Raw genomic sequence first — 25766 nt, forward strand, 5'->3', positions numbered from 1 at the left:
ACCGGACGGCGGAGGTCATCCCCCTGGGACGACCCCGGTCAGGTCCGTCTACTCGGCCGCTCTCGGCATGGCCAATGCCGCAGCCGAGCCGTCACGCAGCCGGGCCAGGAGATCGGTCTCCTCGGCCTTAGCCTGCTTGAGGTGGCGTTCCTTGACATGGCCAAAACCACGGATCTTCTCCGGAATTGCCGTCAGTGCCACGCAGAGCGCATGGTTCTCCGGTGTCAGCCGGTTCACCAGCTCGCCGATCAGCGCGTCGTATTCAGCGATCAGCCGGCGCTCCGTTCTGCGCTCCTCGGTACGGCCGAAGATGTCGAAGGCCGTGCCGCGCAGGCCCTTCAGTTTCGCCAGCAGGCCGAAGGCCTTCATCATCCAGGGGCCGAAGCTCATCTTCCGCGGCAGGCCGGTATGGGGATCGACCTTGGCGAGCAGAGGCGGCGCGAGATGAAACTCGTAGCGCAGCCTCTCACCCGAAGCGCTGTCCTTCTCGAAGGTGGCGGCCACCTGCTTCTGGAACGAGCCATCGGCATAGAGCCGCGCAACCTCATACTCGTCCTTGTAGGCCATCAGCTTGAAGAGATAGCGCGCCACGCTTTCGGCAAGCGCGCTCTGCCCCGGCATGACCTGCACTTCCTTGACCTGGATGCGCGCGACAAGATGGCGATAGCGCGCCGCATAGGCCGCATTCTGGTAGGCAGTGAGATAATCGACGCGACGCGCGATGATCTCTTCCAGCGTCTCGGAGAGATGCCGCGCCCGTGTCGGCGCCTTGGCCTCCGCAAGGGCAGAGATCAGAGCGTCCGGATCATGCGCCGCACGCCGGCCGAGCTCGAAGGCCTGCTTGTTCATGGCGACCGCTTCGCCGTTGAGCTCGATCGCTCGGAGCAGCGAGGCGCGCGCCAGCGGCACGCCGCCGAACTGCCACGCATAACCGAGCATGAACATGTTGGCGGCAATGGCGTTGCCGAGGAAAGCGTTCGCAGCCGCCGTCGCATCGACGAGATGCGTCCGCTCACGCCCTGATGCCGAGATGATCGCCCGTTTCAGCCGCTCGATCGGCAGCGAGAAATCGGCATTGCGGGTGAAATCCCCCGGCATGCTCTCGGCCGTATTGACCACGACGATCGCGCCGTCCGGTCGTATCGCGCCAAGGACCTTCTTCGAGCCAGTGACGGTGAGATCGCAACCGAGCACCAGATCCGCCTGACCGGCGGCGACGCGAATGGCGTGAATGTCTTCGGGCCGCGGCGCGAGCTTGACATGGCTGAAGACCGCCCCGCCCTTCTGGGCAAGACCGGCCATGTCGATCATGCCGCAGCCCTTGCCCTCGAGATGCGCCGCCATGCCGAGAATGGCGCCGATCGTCACCACGCCGGTGCCGCCGACACCGGTGACAACGACCGCGAAACTGCGATCGAGGGCCGGAACCTGYGGCTCTGGAAGCTCGCCTGCGCTGAGCGCGCCGGCATCGAGCCGGCGCGGCGCCGCCTTCTTCGGCCGGGCGCCATGCACGGTAACGAAGGAGGGGCAGAAGCCCTTCACGCAGGAAAAGTCCTTGTTGCAGTTCGACTGGTCGATCTGGCGCTTGCGGCCGAACTCGGTCTCMAGCGGCTGCACCGAGACGCAGTTCGACTGCACGCCGCAATCGCCGCAGCCTTCGCAGACGAGTTCGTTGACGATCACCCGCTTGTCGGGATCGGGATAGGCGCCACGCTTGCGCCGGCGGCGCTTCTCGGTGGCGCAGGTCTGGTCGTAGAGCAGCAACGACACGCCCGGAACCTGCGCAAGCTCGCGCTGCACGGCATCGAGGTCATCGCGATGATGGATCGTCGTGCCGGCGGGCCATTGCGTGCCCGGCGGGTATTTGTCCGGTTCGTCGCTGACCACCGCGACGCGATGCACGCCTTCCGCTGCGATCTGGCGGGCCATCTGGTCGGGCGTCAGATGCCCTTCCGCCTGCTGGCCGCCGGTCATGGCGACCGCATCGTTATAGAGCAGCTTGTAGGTGACGTTGACGCCAGCAGCGACCGCCCAGCGGATCGCGAGCGAGCCGGAATGAGTATAGGTGCCGTCGCCGAGATTCTGGAAAACGTGCTGGCGCGTCGAGAACGGCGCTTCGCCGATCCAGTTCGCGCCTTCTCCGCCCATCTGGGTGAAGCCTGCAGTGCTCCGGTCCATCCACTGCACCATGTAATGGCAGCCGATGCCCGCATAGGCGCGCGAGCCTTCGGGCACCACGGTGGAACTGTTATGCGGGCAGCCCGAGCAGTAATAGGGCGTGCGCTTGGCGATATCCTGCGCCTCGGCGAGGCGCCCCTGCGCCTGGGCGATCTCCTCGAGCCGGCCCCGTAGCACAGGGTCGTCCTTGTATTGCAGCAGCCRCGCGCCAAGCGCGATCGCGACGTCGTTGGGATCGAGCGCGCCATGGACCGGAAAGAGCCATTCGCCSTTYTCGTCCTTCTTGCCGATCACCATCGGCTGGTGCTTGGAGCCATAGAGCTCCTCGCGGACCTGCACCTCGATCAGCGAGCGCTTTTCCTCGACCACCATGACGAGATCGAGCTTTGAGGCAAAATCCTTCAACTCGTTCGGATCGATCGGCCAGGGACAGGCGACCTTGAACAGCCGGATGCCGAGGTCATTGGCGCGAACCTCATCGATGCCGAGGTCTTCCATCGCCTGGCGGACATCGAGATAGGATTTTCCGACGGTGATGATGCCGATGCGCGGCTTCTTCCCCCCGGATGTGATGGTCTGGTTGAGCTTGTTGGCACGCAGATAGGCAAGCATCGCGGCGCGCTTGTGGATATGCAGCCGCTTCTCCTGATCGACGAAATCCAGCTCGCGGCGGATGCTCAACCCGCCCGGCGGCATGACGAAATCGTCCGGCGTCACGATCTTGACCCGGTCGACCGAGCCATCGACGGAGGCCGTCGACTCGATATTGTCCTTCACGCATTTGATGCCGACCCAGACCGAGGCAAAGCGCGAGAGCGCGATGCCGTGCAGGGAATAATCCATGATCTCCTGAACACCGGCCGGGTTCAGGATCGGCATCATCCGGTCGACGAAGACGAACTCGGTCTGATGCGCATTGGTGGACGATTCAGCGGTGTGGTCGTCGCCCATCAGGCAGATGACGCCGCCATGGGGCGAGGTGCCGGCCATGTTGCCATGGCGGAAGACGTCGCCGCTGCGGTCTACGCCCGGGCCCTTGCCGTACCAGAGCGCGAAGACGCCGTCATGCTTGCCTTCGCCCTGCAGCTCGGCCTGCTGCGTGCCCCAGACCGCGGTCGCGGCCAGATCCTCGTTCAGCCCCGGCTGGAAGACGATATCGGAGGCCTTGAGCTGTTTGCCGGCCCGTAGCAATTGCTGGTCGAGCCCTCCCAGCGGCGAGCCGCGATAGCCCGAAACGAAGCCCGCCGTGTTCAGGCCGGCGCGGCGGTCGCGCTCGCGCTGGACCATCAGCATGCGGGCGATCGCCTGCGTTCCGGTCAGGAATATCTGCTGTTTCGAAAGGTCGTATTTGTCGTCCAGCGCGACCTCGCGCAACAGGCCGGCCTCGGCCAGGTMTGCGGTGCCGGATTTCTGTTCCATCTCGGCCATGGCCGACCTCCCCGATCGTCCCGTTACGGCAGAATGGGGCCAGTTGGTCCGGCCTCCAACTTGATATTATGTCAGTAATGCTGACATATCACCTCGTTACGGTCAATCACCCTGGGATCGTTCCAGAATGCGCCGCGATTTGGCCCCCTTTGCGAGTGATGGGTGGGCTTGAACCGGCCTTGGCATCGGCCGCCATTTACGGTTGGTTAACCATGTCGGGCCAGCTTCGCCGCTGAAATCGAGGGATTCCCTGTCGTGACCCGATGCCGCCGCGGCCTTCTCATTCTCGCCGGACTTGCGGCCTGGTTCGGGTTCACCGGCCTCGCGGCCGCGCATCCCCATGTCTTCGTCAGTGCGCGCACCGAGATCATCTACGCCCCCGACGGCAGCGTGAAGGCTCTGAAGCATATCTGGAGTTTTGACGAGGCCTATTCCGCCTTCATCACGCAGGGGCTCGACAAGAATGGCGACGGCAAGCTCACGCCCGACGAGCTGACGGAGCTCGCCAAGGTCAACATGGAATCCCTGCCCGATGTCGGCTTCTTCACCATCGCCAAGGCGAACGGCAAGGTGCAGGCCTTCGGCGAGCCAAGCGAGGCTGCGCTCGCCTTCGAGAACAAGATCCTGACCTTGACCTATGTCCTGCCCCTCAAGCAGCCAGCCACCGCCAATMGGTCCTTCGGCATCGAGATCGGTGACCCGACCTATTTCGTCGCCTTCGACATCGCCGAGGCCGCTGACGCCGTGATCGCGCGCGATGCACCCAAGGGCTGCGTCGTCCGCATCGCTMGTCCGCCCAAACTCGACGCTGCCGTCCAGCAGAAGCTCGCGCAGGAAGACATCACAGCCCAGCCCGACATGAGCGGATACCAGGTCACGACGCGCGCGCTGGTCGCATGTCCCTGAGTTTCGCGCGTTCGACATCGCTACGCCTGCCGATCGTCTCGCGTCGGCTCGCCCTGATGGCCCTCGCGCTTCTGGCCGTTGCCGGCACCCTTGCCGTGCTGGCCTATGTGATTGCCAGCGTAAGCCCACCACCGCCCCCGCCACCGCGCAACCCCTTCGGGACTGCCCTGCCCCGCGAGGCCCTGCCTTCGACGACGGGCATCGGCGCGCTGCTCCTGTCCTGGCAATCGGCCTTCTATCGCGAACTCACCGCGACGCTGAAGGCGATCCACGCCAGCGGCGCAGCCCTGCCCGGCTTGCTTGCTCTGGCCTTCGGCTATGGCGTCTTTCATGCAGCCGGCCCCGGCCACGGCAAGGCAGTGATCTCCGGCTATATCGTCGCCGATAATCGCAGCCTCAGGCGTGGCCTCGCCTTGAGCTTTGCCGCCGCGATCCTCCAGGCGCTGGTCGCCATTGCACYGGTCCTGACCCTGACGATCGCCTTGAGAACGACCGCTGCGACCATGAGCGCGACGACGACGCTGATCGAGCAGGCGAGTTTCGCGCTGGTCGGGCTGGTCGGACTATGGGTGCTTTGGCGCAAGGCCGGGGCGCTGCTCGCCCTGTCGGGCGATGCCGCCGCCCATGATCCGGCCTGCGACCATGTTCACATGCCCGGTCCCGACGAGATCGCCCGATTGCGCGGCTGGCGAGAGATGGCCGGCGTGGTTTTCGCGGCCGGCCTGCGTCCTTGCGCCGGCGCTCTCATTATTCTCGTCTTCGCCTTCTCGCAGGGGCTGCTCTGGGCCGGCATCGCCGCGACCTTCGCCATGGCGCTCGGCACGGCCCTGACCACGGGAGCGCTTGCTGCGCTCGCGGTCTTCTTCAAGTTCGCAGCCCTGAAACTGGCCGGAGGCAGCAGCCTGCGCGGAGCAAGAGTGATCGCAGGGCTCGAACTGCTCGCCGCCGCTTTCGTCGCCGTGCTGGGCGCAGCACTCTTCCTCGGACTCTGGGCGACCCAGGGAAGCTGAGCCCCCGATGCCGCCGCGCTTGCGTCCGTTTTGCTTCGTCGCCCTTACTTGGCCGTCGCCTCGTAGGTGAAGAGCACCGACTTGTCGTCATCCGGGATGAAATGGGCCCGCACGCCGTCAGCAGTCGGCTCGACCCAGAACGGGTTCTGCGTCATCGGCAATCCAGACGGCGACCAGAGCTCGATCGGTACCTGATAGACGGGCCGATTATCCCTGAGGTCGACGATCTCGAACCCGCCGAGGCGAAAGATCGGTCCGTCTTTCGTCGCGCGATAGGCGTTGAGGCCGGAGCAGAGCATCCGGCTCATGCCGATATAGTGGCAGTCCTGATAGTCGATATAGAGCGCGGGATTGATGACCCGCAGTTGTTCAGGCGCCACGTCTGGATTGGTCACCCGGCCCTCGCCGTCCAGGGTCCATTTGTAGAAGCGGCGCGAACCCCAGCTTACCCCATGCAGCGATTTGTCGTCGGTATTGTGGACGATGCCGCCGATATGGTCCTTGAAGCGCAGCACCTCGGTCGCCTTCAGCGTCTCCGGATCGACCTTGTAGACGATCGACTGACTATTCGGCCGATACTCGGCAACCGTCACCCAGATATGCTTGCCATCGAAGTCGATCCCGCCGGGGTGGTACATCGAGCCCTCGCCGAGCGTGATGCTGGCCAGGAGCTTCCCTTCGGCATCGACCTTGAAGAGATGGCCGACGCCCTCGCCGGTATCACGATCATAGCCATCGCGGGGTTCGGAGAAGCGGGTCGTCGGCTTCGTGATCTCGACCGAGGAGACGAAGAAGGCATCGCCGATCTTCAGCATGCCTTGCGGGTGATGTGTCGGGAATTGCAGCGGAACGGCAGCTTTCTGCGTCCATTGCGTGTTGCGGGTGAGCTTTTCGATACGCCCGTTGAGGGCCGGATCGGCCGCATGTGCAGGCGCGGTCAGCAACAAACCGGCAAGGCCGACCAGGCAAGTCATCGTCTTTTTCATCAGGGCCTCCCAGACCGCATGTTTCTCCGAAAGCAGAGCCGATGCCGATCGCGATGTCGTCCCCTATCCAGCGCCCGACAAACTCATGTGACAAGTCCACGCCGCAGTGATGCCGAAGCGTTGCGCGCCCTCAGCTCACGCGCTGCGGGTCGTTCTCCAGCAGGATCGGCTTGCCATGCGGCGTCGCCTCGGCCGCGCGCTCCCAGGACGCCGCGAGCGCTTCGACGCCCTCATGCGAGGCCAGCCCCTTGGCGATCAGGAGATGCTCCAGCGCCTCGCACCAGCGTTCGTAATAATCGGAACCGTCGCGGCAGCCGCCGGCCGCGACCGCCTCCCGGATTTCGGCCCCGAGGGCTTGCGCCCATTCCTGCGCGGAAAAGATGCCCCGGTTCTGCAGCGCAACGACCAGCGCAAAGGCCTGGGCCTGCCAGGGTTCCGCAAAGACCGGCCCTTCCGCATCGCGCGGGATCGGCGTGCCCGCTGCGAGCGCATCGGCAAGGGCTGCGTCAGGCCGGTTCAAGATAGCTCTCCCACGCCTCGACGCTGACGCTGGACGTCGGGTCCGCATCGCGGCCCCAGAGTTCGGGGCCACTGAAGACCACGGTATAGAGCCATTGCGCTGTTTCCGGTGCACCATGGGCGCCGGTATCGGGGAAGACGTGGTTGCCGCGGATTGCCTCGATCCGGCCGAGCTTGCCGCGGGCATAGCGTGGCAGGCGAGTATGGCCGGCCGGGTGCATCACGATGGCGCGCACACGATCGCCGACAGCAAACAGCGCCGACGCCGAAGCCTCGCGCTCATAGGGAAAGCCACGCCGCAACACGGCTGGGACATCTGCGCCGTTCAGCACCCGTTTAGGCGTCGTCCCTGCCCCTGCGGATGTCCCGCTGTCCATCTCGGCCGGCGTCGCAAAGCCGTGCCGCTGCAGCACCGTCCGCAACCCTTCGTACCAGATCTCGTAATAGGAGAAGGAAAGGTAATCTGCCGGCGGGATGCTCTCGCGCGCATGCCGGATCTCGTCGATGGTCCAGTGCCCCATGGCGCCTGCCGCGACGTTCAGCGCGAGCATGCGGCTCTCCCATCCGCCATGGAAGACCGGCTCGTTCGGCTCCGGCATAACGGGCCCGAAGCCCATTTGGCCGCCGAGATCCTGCCCGCCATTCATGCTGACGCTCCCGCCTTCGGCAACCCGACGCCGATCATCGAATCCCGCGTGACGATGCCGGCAAGCCTCTCCTCGTCCCAGCCCTCGGTACCGGCAGGGCGCTGCGGGATGACGAGGAAGCGCGTCTCGGCGGTTGAATCCCAAACCCGGATGCGCTGGCCCGCGGGCAGCGTCACGCCAAAATCGGCCAGCACGCCGCGCGGATCGATGACGGCGCGCGAGCGATAGGGCGGCGACTTGTACCAGACCGGCGGCAGGCCGAGCACCGGCCACGGATAGCAGGAGCACAGCGTGCAGACGATCAGATTGTGCTCGTCGGGAGTGTTGAACACCGCAACGATATGCTCCCCGCCACGGCCGCCATAGCCGAGCTCGGCGACGGCCGCCGTRCCGTCCTGCCTGAGCCGTTCTGCGAAAGCGGGGTCCGTCCAGGCCTTCGCCACGACCAGCGCGCCATTRCGCGGGCCGACCTTGGTCTCRTAGGTCTCGACAATGGCATCGAGCGCCGCCGGGTCGACATAGCCCTTGGCGACGAGGAGCGTTTCCAGCGCCTTCACCCGCGCCTCGATCGGCGTGAAGTGATTGTCATGGTCGTGATGATGGTGGTGGTGATCGTGCCCGCTCATGGCAGCCTCCTCACGCAATCCTGATCCGTGCCGCCCGCTCGAACTTGACGGCGAAATGCACAAGCGACTTGTCCGAGCCCTTCGGCCCGATCAGAGACAGGCCGAGCGGCGCCTCGTCGCGCTGGGCCGCCGGAATCGTCACCTGCGGAAAGCCGGAGAGCCCGGACAGGCAGAGTAGCCGCAGTGCCCGGTTGCGGAAATCCTCCAGCTCGCCTTCGGTCGCGCTGACCAGCGGCGCGATATCCGGCACCGTCGGCAGGATCAAGACACCGTCCGAGCCCAGCAGCCGCGCAAGCTTGGCCCGGAAGGCCTTGCGCAGACTTTCGCCCTTGGCGTAGTCCTCGTCACTCACTGATTTCGCAAAGGCGAAGCGCTCGGCGACGCCCGGTCCGAGCGGCGGATGGAACCGCTCGATCATCACGCCGTCGGCGTTCCAGGCATCGCGCCCTTGCACCCAGCGGAACGCCCAATAGAGCGCATCGATATCGCGGGCGACCTTGACGGTCTCGGGCTGACCCATCAGCGGCATCGCGCGCTGCACGACATTGCGCAGCACATTCTCGGCATCCGGCGTCGCTTGCGCAAACATGTCCTGTGCCAGCAGGAGACGCGGGATCTCCGGTAGGACCGACCGATCCTTGCCGAGCACGACATCGGCGACGCGGGCAAAGGTCTTGCCGTCGCGCGCGAACCAGCCCGGTGTATCCAGGCTCTCGGCCAGCGGCCAGGTCCGCTTCAGTGAAAGTCGGCCATGTGTCGGCCTGATGCCGAACAGCCCACCATAGCTCGCCGGCGCGCGGACAGAGCCGCCCGTGTCGGAGCCAAGCGCGATATCGGCAAGCTTGCCGGCAACGGCCGCCATCGAGCCCGAGGACGAGCCGCCGGTGATGCGGTCGGGCGCAGCCGGATTGATCGGCGCGCCGAAATGCGCGTTCTTGCCATTCATCGAAAAGGCGAGTTCGTCGGTGATCGTCTTGCCGACGAAGCGAGCCCCGGCATCCAGCAGCGCCTTCACGATCGGCGCCGTCTTGGTCTTGATCCCCGACTGCGCCAGCACCGTCGGCGAACCCGCCCCCGTGGGGTAGCCCTTAACGTCGAACAGGTCCTTGACCGCGAGCGTCAGTCCGGCGAGCGGGCCATCCGGCGCGTTCTTAACCGGCGCGTCCGGATAGGGCATGAAACAGCGGAAGGGATCGTCCTTGACCATCAAGCTCAAACTCCCCTCGCATCGCCATCGGAGCGCGGATCATGCGTCGCTTCGACATGGCCCTTCTGATGTTTCACCAGCATGCCGGCATGGCCGAAGCTGTCGGCATAGGCTTCGCTGTACTCCTCGACCGGGTGGCCGGCGGCAGTGAGCCTCGCGAGCAGCATCGGATCGAACCGGCTTTCCAGCTTGAGCGAAAGCGAACCGGCACCCCAGGTCTTGCCGAAGAGCCAGCGCGGCGCATCGACTGCGGTCGCGGGATTCTGGCCGAACCGATAGCGCGTCAGGATCTGCGCCTGGAACTGCGGCTGGCCGTCGCCGCCCATCGCGCCATAGGATACCACGCGCCCGTCATCGAAGCGGGCGAGCGGCGGATTCAACGTGTGGAAGGGCTTGCGGCCCGGCGCCAGCGGATTCAGCGCGGCCTTGTCGAGCGAGAAGGAGACGCCGCGATTCTGCCAGTGGATGCCGGTCTTGGGCAGGACGCATCCCGAGCCATATTCCCAATAGATCGATTGGATATAGGAGACGGCGAGCCCGTTGCCGTCGATCGCGCCCATCCAGACCGTGTCGCCCTCGCGCGGCGCGAAGGGCCAGCTCGCGGCCCGCTTGCGATCGATCGCCGCCGCCTCGCGGGCGAGGACCGGATCCGTGAGGAAGCTCGCAGGATCCGCCTTCATGTGGGCCGGATCGGTGATCTGCCGATCGCGGATGGCAAAGGCTCGCTTGGTCGCTTCGACCAGCCCGTGATGATGGTCAAAACCCTCCGCCCGCGTCACGCCGAGCTTCTCGAAGATGCCGAGGATCAACAGCGAGGCGAGCCCCTGGGTCGGAGGCGGGAAGTTATAGACGGTCAGACCCGGCAGCTTCAGCGACAGCGGCTGCACCATGCGCGCCTTGAAGCCCGCGAGATCCGCCCGCGTAACCGGCGCGCCGATCGCATCGAGATCGGCGCCGATCTCCCTACCGATATCGCCGCGGTAGAAATCATCGRGCCCGGCATCGGCAAGCTGCTTGAAGGTCCCGCCGAGCGCGTCCGGCTTCCGGCGCGCACCGGCTGTCGGCCGTTCGCCGCCCGGCCAGAAGAAACTCGAGAAACCCGGTGCAAGCTTGGTGGCCTCGGCCTCCTGCGGCCAGGTCCGCAACTCCGAATCCGAGACGGCATAACCGGCGTCGCAATGAGTGATCGCATCGGCGAGCAGATCGCGCACCGGCATTTTCCCGCCGAGTGCCTTCGCCAGCTCCAGAGCGGCCTGCCAACCGCCGACCGCACCGGCAACCGTCACCGCCGCATCGGCGCCGCGCGAGGGGATGCTGTCATGTCCCTTCTCGCGATAGCGTTCGATTGTCGCCAATGCGCCCGCCGGGCCGCAGGCCTCGATCGCATGCACCTTGCCGCCAGGCTCGTGCACCAGCCAGAATCCGTCGCCGCCGATGGCGTTCATATGCGGGTAGACCACGGCAATGGTCGCCGCCATCGCCACCATGGCCTCGATCGCATTGCCCCCCTCGGCGAGAACAGCGCGTCCGGCTTCCGAAGCAAGACGATGCGGCGMAGCAGCGGCCCCGGTCGAGAAAACAGGCGTATCGATCATCGAGGGGTTTTCAATCCAGCGGGGAGCAACCATTTGCCGAGTGGCGCGATTTTGTTGCATGCCGGCAGCGCGTCGGCTAGGTCGTAGCGCGCATGAATTCTCAAGGAACGAACATGGCTGAAGAGCGTGGCACCTGGCGTACCCTGATCATGGTGATCTCGCTGGGCATCCTGATCGCTGTCGAACTCTTCGGCGTCGCGCTGGCATCGGGCTGGGCCCTCGCCGGGCTTTTCGAGCTCGGCCATATCGTCGGCTATATTCTGATGGCTCTGTTCTCGGGCTTCGCGGCCTACGGGATGCTCGCCTTCATGCGTCGCGTGTTCAAGTTCGAGCATATCGGCGAGCGCCACTGAACTCAGCCACACGGCCTCAGCCGCAGGGTTTGAGAACGACCGGATCGGCCTCTTCGGGCAGATAGCTGCCCATTGGCCGGCAAGCTGCCCCGACACAGATCGTCCAGTCCGCCGTCGCGCCCGAGCGCCGCATCACGACCTCGGGGAGTGCCGGCAAGGCCGGTGTCCAGCGCCAGAAGCCGTCGCGCAATCTCGCGCCGTCGGGCGGGTCCATGCCGGCTCCTGATCCTTCGATGCGGGCCTCGACGAGCCGCAGACCGTCTGGCGTCTCCCTCCAGACCTCTTCCCACAGCGTCTTCTGTACCGAATGCCGCCAGCCGAGCGTGATCTCGTCGGCGCCGAGCGCGACGACGAGTGCGCCGGCCGCCAGGCACAGGCTCACGCTGTGCTGCTCGCCCGCTGGCCGCGCGTCTCCCTCCAGTGGCGTGCAACCAACGCGGCAGCGAGCAGATAGCCGAGCGCGTCGCTATAGGCGAACTCTCCGAACAGGAACACCGCAGCCACGAAGGCGAGGATGCGTTCCGTCACGTTGAGACGGTCGAACAGATAGCCGATGGCAACGATCCCGAAGAGACCGATGGCGACGCTGGCCTTGAAAACGGCGTAGATCACCGAAGGCCAGAAGCCGATCACGGCCGACATCGGATCGCCCTGTTGCAGCATCAGTGCCGGCGAATAGACCGCGATGAAGGGGATGACGTAGCCCGCAAGCGCCACCCGCATCGCCTCCCAGCCAATCTTGTCCGGATTTTCCTTCGCAATCGGCGCTGCCGCGAGCGCCGCCAGGGCCACGGGCGGCGAGAGATCGGCCATGATGCCGTAATAGAACGCGAACATGTGGCTCACGATCAGCGGTACGCCGAGTTGCTCCAGCGCAGGGGCCGCCAAGGCTGCCACGATGATGTAGGTCGGGATCGTCGGGATCCCGGTGCCGAGCAGGATCGACAGGATCATCGTCAGGACCAATGCCAGGAACAGGCTGGTCTTGCCGAGCCCGATGACCCAGGCGCCGAAGGTCGTGCCGATGCCCGTCTGCGTCATCAGGCCGATGATGGTTCCAACGATCGCGCACGCGATGCCAACAGGCAGCGCGGTCTTGGCCGCATCGGCCAGCGCATTGCGGCAGATCACCAGCGTGGCGCGACCGCCGATGGTGAGGGCGTTCAGGGCGATCAAACCGGCGATCAGCCCTGCGACAACCCTGACGTCCATCCCGTTGCGCAGCAGCGCACCCGCAATCAGGCCGAGGCCCACCCAGAAGATCACCCGCAGCGTCATCGTCTTGAACCCGAGCGCGACACCGGTGCCCAGCAGCAGGCCAACGGTCAGCGCTAGACCGATCGTGCCGGCGAAGAGCGGGGTGAAGCCGTGGAACAGCATGAAGACCAGCACGGCGAGCGGCAGCGCCAGATACCAGCGCTCGCGCAGGGCCTTGAGCGGGCTGGGCAGCAAGCGCCGCTCGATGCCTTTGAGGCCGTGTTTGCCTGCCTCGAGATGCACCATCCAGAACGCCGAGGCGAAATAGAGCACTGCCGGGATTGCTGCGGCCTTGACGATCTCCGAATAATCCACGCCCAGCGTCTCGGCCATGATGAAGGCGGCCGCCCCCATCACGGGCGGCATGATCTGCCCGCCCATCGAGGCAGTGGCTTCGACTCCGGCGGCGAAGGCGCGCCGATAGCCGAACTTGATCATGAGCGGGATCGTGAACTGCCCGACCGTGACGACATTCGCKACACCCGAGCCCGAGATCATGCCCATCAGGCCGGAGGAGAACACCGCGACCTTGGCGGGGCCCCCACGCGCGCTGCCGAAGAGCCCAAGCGAAACGTCATTGAAGAGGTGGATCATCCCGGCCTTCTCCAGGAAGGAGCCGAAGACGATGAAGAGGAAGATATAGGTCGCCGACACATAGGTCGGCACGCCGTAGAACCCCTCAGTGCCGAAGGACAGATGGCCGATGATCTGATCGAAACCGTAGCCGCGATGATTGAGCGGCGACGGCAGGTACTGGCCGAAGAACCAGTAAAGCAGGCACACACCGCACATGATCGGCAGGGCATTGCCCATCAGCCGCCGCGCGGCCTCGAAGATGAGAACGATCAGCAGCGTTCCAACCACGAGATCGGCGGTCGAGGGATCGCCATCGCGCAGGATCAGATCGGCGTAGAAGACGAGCTGATAGAGGCCGACACCGAAACCGATGACACCCAGCGCCCAGCCAGCCCAGCGCCCTGCATTGGTCTTCGCCTTGAAATTGGCGACGAGGCCGAAACTGAGCAGCAGAAGGAAGCCGACATGGACGCCGCGCACCGCCTGGCTCGGCAGCACATGCCAGGCTGAGATCGCGATCTGGAAACAGGCGAATGCGAGCGCGACGGCATAGGCTAGCAAGCCCCAGCGGCCGGGCCCGAAACCCGGCGGAAAGCCGTGCTCGAAATTGTCGAGCGCCGCATTCTCGACCGGCGTTTCGCTCGCGCCCGAAAGCGCGTGCAGTTGGTCCGTCTGACTCGTCATCGCGTCGCATATCCCCAATGGCGTGCGCATGCGCCGGCGCCGCCTGCCCGAAGGCCAGCGCCGGGAGAGTTAAATGCGAGAGCTGATCAGGACCCGACCTTGAGGCCCTGTTCCTTCAGATAGCGCGCCGCGCCCGGATGCAGCGGCACCGGCATGCCCTCGAGCGCGCTCTCGAGCTTGATCGCCTTGCCGGCCGAGTGCGCTGCGCCAAGTTCCCCGAGATTATCGAAGATATTCTTCGTCATCTGGTAGACGAGCTCCTCCTTCACCCCCTCATGAGTGACGAGGTAGTTCACCACTGCCGCCGTGTTCACCGCGGCCGCCTGGCCGCCATAGGTGTTGGCGGGAATGGTCGCGCTGACGAAAGGCGCTCCGGCCTTGTCGATGACCGCCTTCGGCACTTCGACGACGACGATCTCGACCGAGGATGCGAGATCGCGGATGGAGGCCACGCCGAGGCCCGCCGACTGAAGCGTCGCGTCGAGCTGGCGGTTCTTCATCAGCTCGACCGATTCGGCGAAGGGCAGATACTCGATCTTGCCAAGGTCCTTGTAGGCCAGGCCTGCCGCCGCGAGGATCGCGCGCGCATTCAGCTCGGTGCCGGATTTCGGGGCTCCCACCGAAAGCCGCTTGCCCTTGAGATCGGCGAGCGTCTTGATGCCGCTTTCCTTGGACGCGACGATCTGCACGAAATTCGGATAGATCGCGGTGATGCCGCGCAATTTCTTCAGAGGGCTCTTGAAGCCGGCATCTTCATCGCCCTTCCAGGCCGCATCGAGGGAATCGCCGAGCGTGAAGGCGAGTTCGCCACGCCCCTGCTGCAGGAGCACGAGGTTCTCGACTGATGCCTTGGTCGCCTGCACCGTCGGGCGGGTGCCCGGAATCTTCTCGCCGTAGATCTTCGAGAGGGCAACGCCCATCGGATAATAGACGCCGGAGGTGCCTCCGGTCAGCACGTTGACGAACTCTTGCGCGCGAGCGCCCGCAGGAGCAGCGGCGATCAGCAAGGCGGTAGCGATACCGGCCAGAGACCGGCCGCGAAACAGCGTCTTCATGGATCCTCCCAGAACCTTAGTTCCCAGCACGAGCGGCCGGGCTTTAACCCTTGTAGAACGGCCCGTTGAGACAAGGAAAGCCCAGGAAATGCATTGCCGGGGCAGCTCCGCCGCGCGCCCGTGACGCTTTCGCCATTTTTCCGGTGCATCCGGCAGGCTCCCGAGCCTGGTTGCCCTTGCCCTTTGGACAGGTTAGCCCGGACAATATTCCCTCAGAAGCGTTCCGAGATCCGTCCAACCATGCAAGCCCGCACGAAATCGCTTTCCCTGGACCGCCGCACGCTGCTCGCCGGCGCAAGCGCCACGGCGGCGCTCGCCGCGCTCGGCTTCGCACCGGCAGCCCTGGCGCAGCAGGGGCTGAAGCTCGGCGAGGCTGAGGCGTTCAGCTTCGAAGGGCTGAAGGCGCGCGCCCGCGACCTCGCGAACAAGCCTTATGMGCCGCCCCCGCCGCCGCGCGCCGATATCCTGGAGCGGATCGATTACGACGCCCATGGCAAGATCAAATTCAAGCCGGAGATGGCCTTGTGGGCGAACGGTCCCTCGCCCTGGCCGGTGACCTTCTTCCATCTCGGCCGCTACTTCCAGAAGCCGGTGCGCATGCATGTCCTGGACAGCGGCAAGGCGCGCGAGATCGTCTATGACGAGAGCTATTTCGAGATGCCGGCGGATTCACCGGCGCGCCAATTGCCGGCGGGAGCGGGTTTCGCGGGTTTCCGCTTCCAGGAGAGCCGCTCCGGACATCCCGGCCGCAAGGGCGAGAAGCTCGACTGGCAGAAGAATGACTGGGTCGCCTTCCTCGGCGCCTCCTATTTCCGCGCCATCGGCGAACTCTATCAATATGGCCTGTCTGCCCGCGGCCTTGCCATCGATCCGGCCGTCGGCGGCAAGCCTGAAGAGTTTCCGGATTTCACCCATATCTGGCTGGAGACGCCGCAGGCCTCGGCCGAGTACGTCGTTGTCTATGCCCTGCTCTCCGGCCCCAGCGTCGCCGGCGCCTATCGCTTCCGGATGCATAGAGGCAAGGGCGTCGACATGGAGATCGAGAAGGCGATCTTCCTGCGCAATGACGTCGCCCGGCTCGGCATCGCGCCCCTGACCTCGATGTACTGGTATTCGGAGACCGCGAAATCGACCGCCGTCGACTGGCGCCCCGAAGTGCATGATTCCGACGGCCTCGCGCTCTGGACCGGCTCCGGAGAGCGCGCCTGGCGCCCCCTCAACAACCCCAGCCGCACCACAGCCTCGTCCTTCGTCGACAACAATCCGCGCGGTTTCGGCCTGATGCAGCGCGACCGCGAGGTCGGTCATTATCTCGACGGCGTCTTCTACGAGCGCCGCCCCAGCCTCTGGATCGAGACGATCGGCCAATGGGGCAAAGGCGCCGTTCAGCTCATCGAGATCCCGACCGACGACGAGATTCACGACAATATCGTCGCGATGTGGGTGCCCGAGGGTCCCGCCAAGGCCGGGGCCGCCTACGAGTTCCACTACAAGCTGCATTGGCTCGCGGACGAGCCCTTCCCCTCGCCGCTCGGCCGCGTCRTCGCGACACGGCTCGGCAATGGCGGCCAGCCCGGGACCACCCGGCCGAAGGGCGTGCGCAAATTCATGGTCGAGTTCAAAGGCCCGGTGCTGGAGAACATTCCCTTCGGCGTGAAGCCCGAGGTCGTGCTCTCGGCCTCGCGCGGCGCGTTCTCCTATGTCTTCGCCGAGGCCGTGCCGAACGACGTGCCCGGCCATTGGCGCGCGCAATTCGACCTGACGGTCGAGGGAGCGGATCCGGTCGAGATGCGCTGCTTCCTGCGCGGCGGCGACACCGTCCTGACCGAAACCTGGCTGTACCAGTATCTGCCGTTCTGAGCGGGAACTGGTTCAGCCCTCCATCTGGCGTTTGCGCACCCGCTCCACTGACACGAACAGGGTATTGGCGGCGCCGGGCTCGACGTTGAACACGTCGAAACTCGGCGCATCCGGATGATCGGCCGGCATGTGCAGCGCCGCGGCCCCCTTGCGGCCGGCAAAGGCCATGATGCGGAAACTCAGCCCGTCAGGCAGGCCGATCTCGATCGCATCGGCCGGAATTTCCGTGACGACGCCGTCACGGACGGCTCTGAAGGTCACTCGGTCACCACTCACGCGCGCGCTCCGGTTCTGCTGCCATTGACCATGGTGGATAACGCCACGGCCGGAAGCCGACAACAATCGCGATCTCGCTTGCTCCGGAGATCGCGTAACATTATATCATTCACCCATGAGCCATTCGCACCGCCCCGCAGCCGCTGCCCTCTCGGAAGATCCGGGCTGGTCGCTGCTGCGCCTTTCGGCGGCGGGTCGGCTCGGGCTCGCGCTCGGCATCATCGCCTTGCTCTGGCTTGCCACATTTGCAGTCATCTCCTGACGAAAGCTGCCCTTCGTGCCCGCCATTCGCCTCGATGACCTCACGCTCGGGTATGACCGTCACCCGGCGGTTCATCACCTCTCCGGCGAAATCGCCGCCGGAAGCCTGACTGCGATCGTCGGACCGAATGGCGCCGGAAAATCGACGCTGCTGAAGGCCATTGCCGGTGCCTTGACCCCGCTCGACGGGCACCTGACTCTCGCCCGCGGCAAGCGCCTCGCCTATCTCCCGCAATCGGCGGAGCTCGATCGTTCCTTCCCAATCCATGTCTACGATCTCGTTGCCATGGGGCTGTGGGGCAAGGCCGGCATCTTCGGCCGCATCGGCTTTGGAGCGAGGACCAGGATCGAGGAAGCGATCGCCGCCGTCGGCCTGACCGGCTTCGAGCGCCGCCCCATCGGCAATCTCTCCGGCGGCCAGATGCAGCGCGCGCTCTTCGCCCGCCTGCTGCTGCAGGACGCCGATATCATTCTGCTCGACGAACCCTTCACCGCCATCGATGCTCGGACCACGGCCGATCTGCTCGCCTTGGTTCGACGCTGGCATGGCGAGGCGCGCACCGTGGTTGCCGTCCTCCACGATATCGAGACGGTGAAACGCGCCTTCCCCGAGACGCTGCTGCTGGCCCGGGAGGCTGTCGCCTGGGGCGCGACCAACGACGTCCTGACGCCTGAAAACCAGCTCAAGGCCCGGCGCATGGTCGAGGCTTTCGACAGCCATGCGCCCGCCTGCGACCGCGACGCGGCCTGAACCYTCCGCAAACCTGGCACGCCGATGCTCCACGATATTTTCATCGGCCCCTTCGCCGAATTCGACTTCATGCGCCGGGCCCTTGTCGGCGTCTTCGCGCTCGCCGTCTCCGGCGCGCCGATCGGCGTCTTCCTGATGCTGCGACGCATGAGCCTGACCGGCGACGCCATGGCACATGCGATCCTGCCCGGCGCTGCCATCGGCTATCTCGTCGCCGGGTTCTCGCTGCCAGCCATGACGATTGGCGGCCTCGTCGCCGGCTTTGCCGTCGCGCTGGCGGCCGGCGCGGTCGCCCGGCTGACCGTGATGAAGGAGGATGCCTCGCTTGCCGCCTTCTACCTGATCTCACTGGCGCTCGGCGTCACCATCGTCTCGCTGCGCGGCTCGGCGGTCGACCTTTTCCATGTCCTGTTCGGCAATGTGCTGGCGCTGGATGACGATGTGCTGGTGCTGCTTTCGAGTGTCGCGACACTGACCCTGGTCACGCTGGCCTTGGCCTATCGCCCTCTCGTGCTCGAATGCGTCGATCCGGGCTTCCTGCGCTCGGTCAGCCGCTCCGGCGGTGTCGTGCATCTCACCTTCCTTGGCCTCGTCGTGCTCAATCTGGTCGCCGGTTTCCATGCGCTCGGCACCCTGCTTGCGGTCGGCCTGATGATGCTGCCTGCTGCCGCAGCGCGCTTCTGGACAGCCGACATCACGCGACTGATCCTGCTCGCCTCCGGTTTCGGTATCCTGTCCGGCTATGCCGGGCTGGTTGTCTCATACTCGGCCGGCAGCAATCTTCCCGCGGGCCCAGCCGTCATCCTGTCCGCCGGCGCACTCTATCTCGGCTCACTCCTGTTCGGCACGCAGGGCGGGCTCGCACGCCGGCTCTTGCCTCGGTCCCATCTCCAACGTTAGTAATGTTATAGTGTTTCATTATTCGCTGGAGAGCCGCATGTTGAATCGTCGTTGCCTCATCGCCGGGCTCACCGCGGGACTGGCCCTCTCGGCCGCGCCGCTGATCGCGCGTGCCCAGGAGAAACTGCCGGTCGTTGCGAGCTTCTCGATCCTTGGCGACTTCGCCAGGGAGATCGGCGGCGAACGTGTCGCGGTGACGATTCTCGTCGGCCCTGATGGCGATGCGCATGTCTATTCGCCGACGCCGGCCGATGCGAAGAGCGTGGCGGCGGCGAAGCTGGTCCTGATCAACGGGCTCAAATTCGAAGGCTGGTTGTCCCGGCTGATCAAGTCCTCCGGCACGAGCGCAACCGTCGTGACGGCGACGCGGGCAATCTCTCCCCTGAAGCTGCAGGACGACGATCATGACCACGGCAAGTCGGGCGGCCATGATCATGCGGGCGGGGACGACCCTCATGCCTGGCAGAGCGTCGTCAACGCCAGGCTCTATGTCGCGAATATCCGCGATGCGCTGAGCGCGGCCGACCCTGCCGGCAAGGTGGCTTACGAGGCCAATGCCGCGGCCTATCTCGGCAAGCTCGATGGACTTCAAGGCGAGATCCAGGCTGCCGTAGCCCGCATCCCGGTCGACCGACGCAAGGCCATCACGTCGCACGATGCCTTTGGTTATTTCGTCAGGGCCTATGGCATTGAATTCGTGGCGCCACAGGGTGTTTCGACCGAGGCTGAAGCCTCGGCCAGGGACGTGGCGCGCATCATTCGCCAGGTTAAGGCGCAGAAAATTCCGGCGGTCTTCCTCGAGAATATCACCAATCCCCGGTTGATCGAGCAGATCGCGCGCGAAACCGGAGCCAAGATCGGCGGCCGGCTCTACTCCGATGCACTCTCGACCGCATCCGGCCCTGCCGGGACTTACATCGAGATGATGCGACACAATATAAGGCAGATCGAAAAGGCGCTCGGCACAGGCGCAGCGTAAGCTGCGCTGACGAGCGGCACTCGGCAGCAATCAGGTCGTCCCATGTCTGAAAAGATCCCCGTTACCGTGCTCACCGGCTATCTCGGAGCCGGCAAGACCACGCTCCTCAACCGCATCCTCACCGAAGACCACGGCAAGAAGTTCGCCGTGATCGTCAACGAGTTCGGCGAGGCCGGCATCGATGGCGACCTCGTCGTCGGCGCCGACGAGGAAGTCTTCGAGATGAACAACGGTTGCATCTGCTGCACCGTCCGCGGCGACCTGATCCGCATCCTCGACGGGCTGATGAAGCGCAAGGGCAAGTTCGACGCGATCATCGTCGAGACCACCGGCCTCGCCGACCCGGCCCCCGTCGCACAGACCTTCTTCGTCGACCAGGATGTCGGCGATGCGACCAAGCTCGACGCCGTCGTCACCGTGACCGACGCCAAATGGCTGAAGGACCGCCTGAAGGATGCTCCCGAGGCAAAGAACCAGATCGCCTTTGCCGACGTCATCATTCTCAACAAGACCGATCTGGTCACGGCCGAGGAACTGGCCGGGGTCGAGGCGGCGATCCGCGCGATCAACCCCTATGCCAAGCTGCACAAGGCGACCCGCTGCGACGTCGCGATCGACAAGCTGCTCGACCGCAACGCCTTCGATCTCGATCGGATTCTCGACATCGAGCCCGACTTTCTCGAGTCCGGTCATCACCATCATCATTCCGATGATGTGCGCTCGATGTCGTTCACGATCCCCGGCGATGTCGATCCCGACAAATTCATGCCGTGGATCAACGACATCTCTCAGGCGCAGGGTCCGAACATCCTGCGTTCCAAGGGCATCCTGTCCTTCAAGAACGAGCCGCGCCGCTTCGTTTTCCAAGGCGTGCACATGATTCTCGACGGCGATCTGCAGCGTGACTGGAAGGCAGACGAGAAGCGTGAATCGCGTCTCGTCTTCATCGGCCGCGATCTCGACGAGAACGAGTTGCGCAAGGGGTTTATGGCCTGCGCGGCGTGAGCTAAAGCCACGCCATGGACACGCAGACAAAACCCGTTTCGCTCCGCGAGCATGTCGTCCCGGTCACGGCCGGCGAGCATGTCGTCTCGGCTTCATGGCTCAAGCAGACGCTGGTGTTCGCGCTCGCCGACGGGCGCGTGTTGCGCTGGCGTGACGGTGAGGCCGAGAGCATTGACGCCCATGCTGGCGGTATCCTCTCCGCCTGCTCCGATGGCGAGCGCCTGATCAGCGGCGGCGATGACGGACGTGTCGTCGCCACGGCGGCCGAGGGTGAGCCGGTCGAGATCTACCGTGATCCCAAGCGGCGCTGGATCGATGCCGTGACATTCTCAGGCTCGGGCGCCATCGCCTGGAACACCGGAAAGACCGTCCATGCCCGCGACGACAAGGGCAAGCTCCGGACCTTCGACTTCGCCTCGACGCCGCAGGGCCTCGTCTTTGCACCTAAGGGGTACAGGCTCGCCGTCGCGCAGATGAACGGCGTCTCGCTCTGGTATCCGAACACCGAAGCAAAGCCTGAATTCCTGGAATGGAAGGGATCGCATCTCGACGTGACCTGGTCCGCCGACGGCCGCTTCGTCGTCTCGTCGATGCAGGAGAACGCGCTGCATGGCTGGCGCCTCGGCGACAAGCCGACGCATATGCGCATGACAGGCTATCCGGCAAAGCCACGCTCGCTGTCCTGGTCGCATGATGGGCTCTGGCTCGCCTCCAGCGGCGCGGATGCGGCCATCATCTGGCCCTTCCAGGGCGAAGGCCCGACGGGCAAGGCCCCACGCGAGTGCGGCGCGCGCCATGCCAAGGTCACCCGCGTCGCCTTCCACCCCAAGGCGCTCGTGCTGGCCGTCGGCTATGACGATGGCTGCATCCTGCTGGTCCGGCTGACCGATGCCTCCGAGCTGCTGGTGCGCCCTCCGCTCAAGGCCAGCGGTATCACGGCCTTCGCCTGGGACAAGCTTGGCAAGCGCCTCGCCTTCGGCGCCGAGGATGGTGCGGCCGGCATCCTGACCCTGCCGACCTGAGCGATGCGCTTCGGCCTCTTCGGCAAGGACCCTGCGGGCAAGGCCGTCGCTTCGGAAGCGGCCACCCGGATCAAGGCCGAGACCCGGGACCTCCTCGGCCTGCCGGAGCGGGCCGCGATCGCCGTCAACGAGATCCTCTGTGCAGCCCCCGCCTGCCCCGGCACCGAGACGGTGATCCTGGTGATGAACCCCGGTGAGAAGACCAGGGCCTACAAGGCGCAGATGCCAATGGCGGAGCTGACGCGGGAGGCCTTGATCGTGACGTTGGAATTGGTCGCGGATCGCTAAAGCATCGGCCCGAAAGGTCGATTGCGGTTTTCCGGAAAGCCGATGCAGACACGAGAGCCAAGTGCCTGAACCGAGGGGTAGCGCGTGACGGACTCACTCTTGATCCGCGATATCGGCGATGATGACGTCGAACAGGTCAGCGCTCTCTGGCGCGCCGCCGGCGTCGCGCGCCCCTGGAACGACCCTGAAACCGATATCGCCTTTGCTCGCCGTGATTCGCACTCGACCGTCCTGGTCGCAGTGCTGGACGGCACGATCGTCGCAACGGTGATGGTCGGCGAGGATGGACATCGCGGCTGGGTCTACTACGTCGCGGCTGATCCGGAGCATCAGGGCCAGGGCCTTGGCCGCCGCATCATGGACGCGGCCGAGCACTGGCTCGCCGAACGTGGGGTGTGGAAGCTGAACCTGCTCGTCCGCGGCGACAACGCCAGGGTCAAGCAGTTCTACGAGCACCTCGGCTATACCGACACGCAGTCGACCTGTTTCCAGAAGGTCCTCTCCCGGGCCTGAAGCGGCCTCGAACAGCCCGTCACGCCCCCAAGAGATCGATCAGGTGCGGGATCAGCGGCTCGTCGGCCGGCGGCATGGCGAGATCCCGCAGCTTGCCGGGCCGCACCCATTTCAGCGCCTGACCTTCTGCCGAGACGACCGCACCTTCCCAACGCCGGCAGATATAGAGCGGCATCAGCAGGTGGAATTCCGGATAGGCGTAGCTCGCGAAGGTCAGGGGCGCCAGGCAGTCCTCTTTCACGCTGATGCCGAGTTCCTCAGACAGCTCGCGGATCAGCGCCGGCTCCGGCCGCTCCCCCGCTTCGAGCTTGCCGCCGGGGAATTCCCACAGTCCGGCAAGCGACTTGCCCTCCGGACGCTGCGTGACGAGAACGCGGTTGTCGGTATCGATCAGTGCACAGGCAACAACGAGAAGCAGTTTCACGAAGGCTCAGGTCCCGGAGAGGAGGTGATGGCTCACGCTCCTTACCGTCAACGGTGGCCGCGTCATAGGCCGAACCGTCTGTTCCGGTGAGCGCATCCGCCTCGCGGCCGGATCTCCTTCGCGAGGACGCTCGGCCCCGAGGAGCAAGGCAAGCGCCGCCCCCGGGTGCGGCTCAGGCCTCCCTCACCCGTCGTGCCGTCGAGACCAGAAACACCCCGACGAGGATGATGCAGCCCCCGACGAGCTGCCGCAGCTCCAGTGTTTCACCAAGGATGAGCACACCCATGACGGTCGCGACGGTGGGAACGAGATAGCCGGTCATCGCCGCCCGCGTCGGCCCCGCCGCACGGATCAGCTTCATGAAGATCGCCATCGGGACCGCCGTCGAGGCGACTCCGAGCGCTAGCATGACAGGCAGGTGATTCTGGATCGGAAGCAGTCCGGCGGGCCCGATGAAGACGAGTGTCAGCCCAAGCGCGACAATCCCGGAGACGACCTGCTGGCCGAGCGCGAGGCGCGCGGGATTTCCGGCCGGGGCAGGCACGGCACGGACATAGAGATTCCCGGCAGCATAGGCCAGCATCACACCGACCATGGCGGCGACGCCATAGGCAGTCGCGCCGCCTGCGACCAGGCGTGGGCCGATCAGGATCGCGACGCCGACCATCCCGAGCAGGACGCCAAGGACACGGCGGCCGGAAAGCCGCTCCTCCGCAAAGAGAAAATGCGCGAAGATCGCGGTCACCAGCGGACCGGCGGCCTGGATCATCGCGGCAGGCCCGCTGGCGAGCTGCGTCAGCGCATAGGCGACGAGCACATTCGGCACCCAGCCATTGGTGGTGCCGAGCACGAGCCAGTGCCGGAGTTCATGCCGCCGGGGCAATGGGCTCTGCCCGAGAAAGCTCACCCAAAGGGCCAGCGCTGTCGCCCCGAGCAGACCGCGCCCCGCCGCGACGGCCAGCGGCGGCACCTCGCCGCTCATCAGCTTGATGAGCAGGAAGCTGCAGCCCCAGAAGAACGAGCAGAGGAACAGATTGCCGACGATGAAGCTCCGGCTGGGTTCAGCCGGAGCGGTCGCCTCAGGAGCGATAATCGCCATTGATCTCGACATAGGCCTTGGTGAGATCGCAGGTCCAGACGGTGGACTTGCCCCGGCCCAGCCCGAGATCGGCCGTGATGACGATGTCGTCGCCCTTCATGTAGTCGGAGACGGCGGTCTCGTCATAGGACGGCGCACGGGCGCCCTGCTTCGCGACCGTGATGTCGCCGAAGGAGATGTCGAGCCTGTCGCGATCGGCCGGCTCGCCGGCCTTGCCGACGGCCATGACGACGCGGCCCCAATTGGCGTCCTCGCCGGCGATCGCCGTCTTGACCAGCGGCGAATTCGCGATCGAGAGCGCAACGCGCTTGGCAGAGCGCGCGGAGGTGGCACCGGTGACCCGCACCTCGACGAATTTCCGCGCACCTTCGCCGTCCTTGCAGACGAGATGGGACAGCTCGAGAAGCAATGCATTGAGCGCACGCTTGAAGCCGGAGAGGCGTGCATCATTGACCTCGGTGATCTCCGGCACGCCGCGCGCCGCCGCCTTCCCCGTGGCGAACAGCATCAGCGTGTCGGAGGTCGAGGTGTCGCTGTCGACCGTAACGGCATTGAACGAACCCTTGACGCCCTTGGAGAGCAGCGCCTGCAACACCGGCGCGGCAATCGGCGCGTCGGTGAAGACGAAGGAGAGCATCGTCGCCATGTCGGGCGCGATCATGCCGGCGCCCTTGGCAATGCCGGCGATGACCACCTCATGCCCGTCGATCTTCGCCTTACGCGAGAGCGCCTTGGGGAAGGTGTCGGTGGTCATGATCGCCTTGGCCGCATCGATCCACGGGCCGTCCGCCGCGCGGGAGGCGCAGTCCTTCAGGACGCCCTCGAACTTCGTCGCATCCAGCGGCTCGCCGATCACGCCTGTGGAGGCGATGAAAACCTCCTGCGGCTTGCAGCCGGCCGCCTTGGCGGCGATCTCGGCGGTCAGCTTGACGGAATCGCGGCCCTTGAGGCCGGTAAAGGCATTGGCGTTGCCGGAATTGACGACGATCGCCCGCGCCTTGCCTTGCGCCAGGTTCTCACGGCACCAGTCGACCGGCGCGGAGGGGCATTTCGAGCGGGTGAAGACACCGGCGGCCTGCGTACCCTCGTCGAGCAGCATGAAGACCACATCCGTTCGCCCCTTGTAGCGAATGCCCGCTTCGGCGGTGGCAAAGCGCACGCCCGGCACAGCCGGGACCTTGGGCTGGCGTTTCGGCGCGAGCGGGGAAATGGGAACATCCTTGCCAGCCATCGAAGCATCTCCTGAAACGAGGCGTCCGATTTGCCGCAGCAGCGGACGGAAGACAAGAGTTGGAAATGCAGAGCCCAAACGCATGATGCCCGGGTTTGCCCCGGGCATCATGTCGTAATTCTCCCTGAAA

General features: G+C 65.4%; 26 protein-coding genes. 12 read left to right on the forward strand and 14 right to left on the reverse strand.

The window, feature by feature from the left end:
- Positions 1 to 48 precede the first annotated feature (48 nt).
- Positions 49 to 3606, reverse strand: a complete 3558-nt coding sequence (locus AC1DJT_RS09815; RefSeq protein WP_476833974.1) for an indolepyruvate ferredoxin oxidoreductase family protein — start codon at positions 3604 to 3606, stop codon at positions 49 to 51.
- Positions 3607 to 3861: 255 nt separating this feature from the next.
- Here AC1DJT_RS09815 and AC1DJT_RS09820 point away from each other — a divergent pair, with 255 nt between their 5' ends.
- Together AC1DJT_RS09820 and AC1DJT_RS09825 are read left to right on the forward strand one after the other, a co-directional pair.
- Positions 3862 to 4512, forward strand: coding sequence for a DUF1007 family protein (locus AC1DJT_RS09820; RefSeq protein WP_476833975.1), 651 nt, complete (start codon positions 3862 to 3864; stop codon positions 4510 to 4512).
- Positions 4503 to 5522: a nickel/cobalt transporter gene (locus tag AC1DJT_RS09825; RefSeq protein ID WP_476833976.1), complete on the forward strand. Its 1020-nt coding sequence runs from the start codon at positions 4503 to 4505 to the stop codon at positions 5520 to 5522. Before AC1DJT_RS09820 ends, AC1DJT_RS09825 begins: the two co-directional genes overlap by 10 nt.
- 44 nt (positions 5523 to 5566) lie before the next feature.
- Here the strand turns inward: AC1DJT_RS09825 and AC1DJT_RS09830 are convergent, their stop codons facing one another.
- The 6 genes from AC1DJT_RS09830 to AC1DJT_RS09855 all read right to left on the reverse strand — a co-directional run bounded on the left by AC1DJT_RS09830 (position 5567) and on the right by AC1DJT_RS09855 (position 11102).
- A complete protein-coding gene (locus AC1DJT_RS09830) occupies positions 5567 to 6508 on the reverse strand; it encodes a DUF6454 family protein (RefSeq protein WP_441504314.1) in 942 nt (313 codons plus the stop codon).
- 130 nt (positions 6509 to 6638) lie between these two features.
- On the reverse strand, positions 6639 to 7028 hold the full coding sequence (locus AC1DJT_RS09835; RefSeq protein WP_441504313.1) for a nitrile hydratase accessory protein: 390 nt from the start codon (positions 7026 to 7028) through the stop codon (positions 6639 to 6641).
- Complete coding sequence (gene nthB / locus AC1DJT_RS09840) at positions 7015 to 7674, reverse strand: nitrile hydratase subunit beta (protein ID WP_441504312.1); 660 nt, start codon at positions 7672 to 7674, stop codon at positions 7015 to 7017. The genes AC1DJT_RS09835 and nthB overlap by 14 nt, the downstream gene beginning before the upstream one ends.
- Entirely contained in the window at positions 7671 to 8300 is a 630-nt protein-coding gene (gene nthA / locus AC1DJT_RS09845; protein WP_441487877.1) for a nitrile hydratase subunit alpha, read from the reverse strand. Before nthA ends, nthB begins: the two co-directional genes overlap by 4 nt.
- A 10-nt stretch (positions 8301 to 8310) precedes the next feature.
- Complete coding sequence (locus AC1DJT_RS09850) at positions 8311 to 9507, reverse strand: amidase (RefSeq protein ID WP_441504311.1); 1197 nt, start codon at positions 9505 to 9507, stop codon at positions 8311 to 8313.
- A 5-nt stretch (positions 9508 to 9512) separates the two neighbouring features.
- Positions 9513 to 11102: a gamma-glutamyltransferase family protein gene (locus tag AC1DJT_RS09855; protein ID WP_476833977.1), complete on the reverse strand. Its 1590-nt coding sequence runs from the start codon at positions 11100 to 11102 to the stop codon at positions 9513 to 9515.
- Positions 11103 to 11215: 113 nt separating this feature from the next.
- Here AC1DJT_RS09855 and AC1DJT_RS09860 point away from each other — a divergent pair, with 113 nt between their 5' ends.
- Positions 11216 to 11455: a hypothetical protein gene (locus AC1DJT_RS09860; RefSeq protein ID WP_441487874.1), complete on the forward strand. Its 240-nt coding sequence runs from the start codon at positions 11216 to 11218 to the stop codon at positions 11453 to 11455.
- 16 nt (positions 11456 to 11471) lie between these two features.
- Here the strand turns inward: AC1DJT_RS09860 and AC1DJT_RS09865 are convergent, their stop codons facing one another.
- From AC1DJT_RS09865 to AC1DJT_RS09875, 3 genes are all read right to left on the reverse strand, one after another.
- Positions 11472 to 11837 (reverse strand): DUF1850 domain-containing protein, encoded by a 366-nt coding sequence (locus AC1DJT_RS09865; protein WP_441487873.1) that lies wholly within the window; start codon positions 11835 to 11837, stop codon positions 11472 to 11474.
- On the reverse strand, positions 11834 to 13972 hold the full coding sequence (locus AC1DJT_RS09870; RefSeq protein WP_441487872.1) for a TRAP transporter permease: 2139 nt from the start codon (positions 13970 to 13972) through the stop codon (positions 11834 to 11836). Before AC1DJT_RS09870 ends, AC1DJT_RS09865 begins: the two co-directional genes overlap by 4 nt.
- A gap of 86 nt (positions 13973 to 14058) precedes the next feature.
- Entirely contained in the window at positions 14059 to 15027 is a 969-nt protein-coding gene (locus AC1DJT_RS09875; RefSeq protein ID WP_441504310.1) for a TAXI family TRAP transporter solute-binding subunit, read from the reverse strand.
- Between the two features lie 240 nt (positions 15028 to 15267).
- On the opposite strand from AC1DJT_RS09875, the gene AC1DJT_RS09880 reads away from it, so the two are divergent.
- Entirely contained in the window at positions 15268 to 16887 is a 1620-nt protein-coding gene (locus tag AC1DJT_RS09880) for an OpgD/OpgG family glucan biosynthesis protein (protein ID WP_476833978.1), read from the forward strand.
- Positions 16888 to 16899: 12 nt separating this feature from the next.
- Here the strand turns inward: AC1DJT_RS09880 and AC1DJT_RS09885 are convergent, their stop codons facing one another.
- Positions 16900 to 17163, reverse strand: a complete 264-nt coding sequence (locus tag AC1DJT_RS09885) for a hypothetical protein (protein ID WP_141740062.1) — start codon at positions 17161 to 17163, stop codon at positions 16900 to 16902.
- A 115-nt stretch (positions 17164 to 17278) separates the two neighbouring features.
- Between AC1DJT_RS09885 and AC1DJT_RS09890 the strand changes: the two genes are divergently transcribed.
- From AC1DJT_RS09890 to AC1DJT_RS09925, 8 genes are all read left to right on the forward strand, one after another.
- Positions 17279 to 17425 (forward strand): hypothetical protein, encoded by a 147-nt coding sequence (locus tag AC1DJT_RS09890; protein ID WP_441504308.1) that lies wholly within the window; start codon positions 17279 to 17281, stop codon positions 17423 to 17425.
- 15 nt (positions 17426 to 17440) lie between these two features.
- Positions 17441 to 18175 carry a zinc ABC transporter ATP-binding protein AztA gene (gene aztA / locus AC1DJT_RS09895; protein ID WP_441504307.1) on the forward strand — a complete coding sequence of 245 codons (735 nt, stop codon included), beginning with the start codon at positions 17441 to 17443 and terminating at the stop codon, positions 18173 to 18175.
- A 24-nt stretch (positions 18176 to 18199) separates the two neighbouring features.
- Positions 18200 to 19075, forward strand: a complete 876-nt coding sequence (locus tag AC1DJT_RS09900) for a metal ABC transporter permease (RefSeq protein ID WP_441487868.1) — start codon at positions 18200 to 18202, stop codon at positions 19073 to 19075.
- Positions 19076 to 19112: 37 nt separating this feature from the next.
- The gene (locus AC1DJT_RS09905) at positions 19113 to 20054 is read left to right on the forward strand and encodes a metal ABC transporter substrate-binding protein (RefSeq protein ID WP_441504306.1); all 942 of its coding nucleotides are present in this window, start codon (positions 19113 to 19115) and stop codon (positions 20052 to 20054) included.
- Between the two features lie 42 nt (positions 20055 to 20096).
- Complete coding sequence (locus AC1DJT_RS09910; RefSeq protein WP_069879062.1) at positions 20097 to 21059, forward strand: CobW family GTP-binding protein; 963 nt, start codon at positions 20097 to 20099, stop codon at positions 21057 to 21059.
- Positions 21060 to 21073: 14 nt separating this feature from the next.
- Positions 21074 to 22081 carry a WD40 repeat domain-containing protein gene (locus AC1DJT_RS09915; protein ID WP_441504305.1) on the forward strand — a complete coding sequence of 336 codons (1008 nt, stop codon included), beginning with the start codon at positions 21074 to 21076 and terminating at the stop codon, positions 22079 to 22081.
- 3 nt (positions 22082 to 22084) lie between these two features.
- Positions 22085 to 22369 carry a hypothetical protein gene (locus AC1DJT_RS09920; protein ID WP_441504304.1) on the forward strand — a complete coding sequence of 95 codons (285 nt, stop codon included), beginning with the start codon at positions 22085 to 22087 and terminating at the stop codon, positions 22367 to 22369.
- Positions 22370 to 22453: 84 nt separating this feature from the next.
- A complete protein-coding gene (locus AC1DJT_RS09925) occupies positions 22454 to 22882 on the forward strand; it encodes a GNAT family acetyltransferase (protein ID WP_441487864.1) in 429 nt (142 codons plus the stop codon).
- A gap of 19 nt (positions 22883 to 22901) precedes the next feature.
- On the opposite strand, the gene mutT is transcribed toward AC1DJT_RS09925, so the two are convergent.
- From mutT to argJ, 3 genes are all read right to left on the reverse strand, one after another.
- On the reverse strand, positions 22902 to 23306 hold the full coding sequence (mutT, locus tag AC1DJT_RS09930) for an 8-oxo-dGTP diphosphatase MutT (protein ID WP_069879059.1): 405 nt from the start codon (positions 23304 to 23306) through the stop codon (positions 22902 to 22904).
- 172 nt (positions 23307 to 23478) lie between these two features.
- On the reverse strand, positions 23479 to 24405 hold the full coding sequence (locus AC1DJT_RS09935) for a DMT family transporter (RefSeq protein WP_441504303.1): 927 nt from the start codon (positions 24403 to 24405) through the stop codon (positions 23479 to 23481).
- Entirely contained in the window at positions 24386 to 25636 is a 1251-nt protein-coding gene (argJ, locus tag AC1DJT_RS09940) for a bifunctional glutamate N-acetyltransferase/amino-acid acetyltransferase ArgJ (RefSeq protein ID WP_441504302.1), read from the reverse strand. Before argJ ends, AC1DJT_RS09935 begins: the two co-directional genes overlap by 20 nt.
- Positions 25637 to 25766: the final 130 nt, after the last annotated feature.

It is taken from the genome of Allobosea sp. 05T422_2 (genome assembly GCF_056396265.1).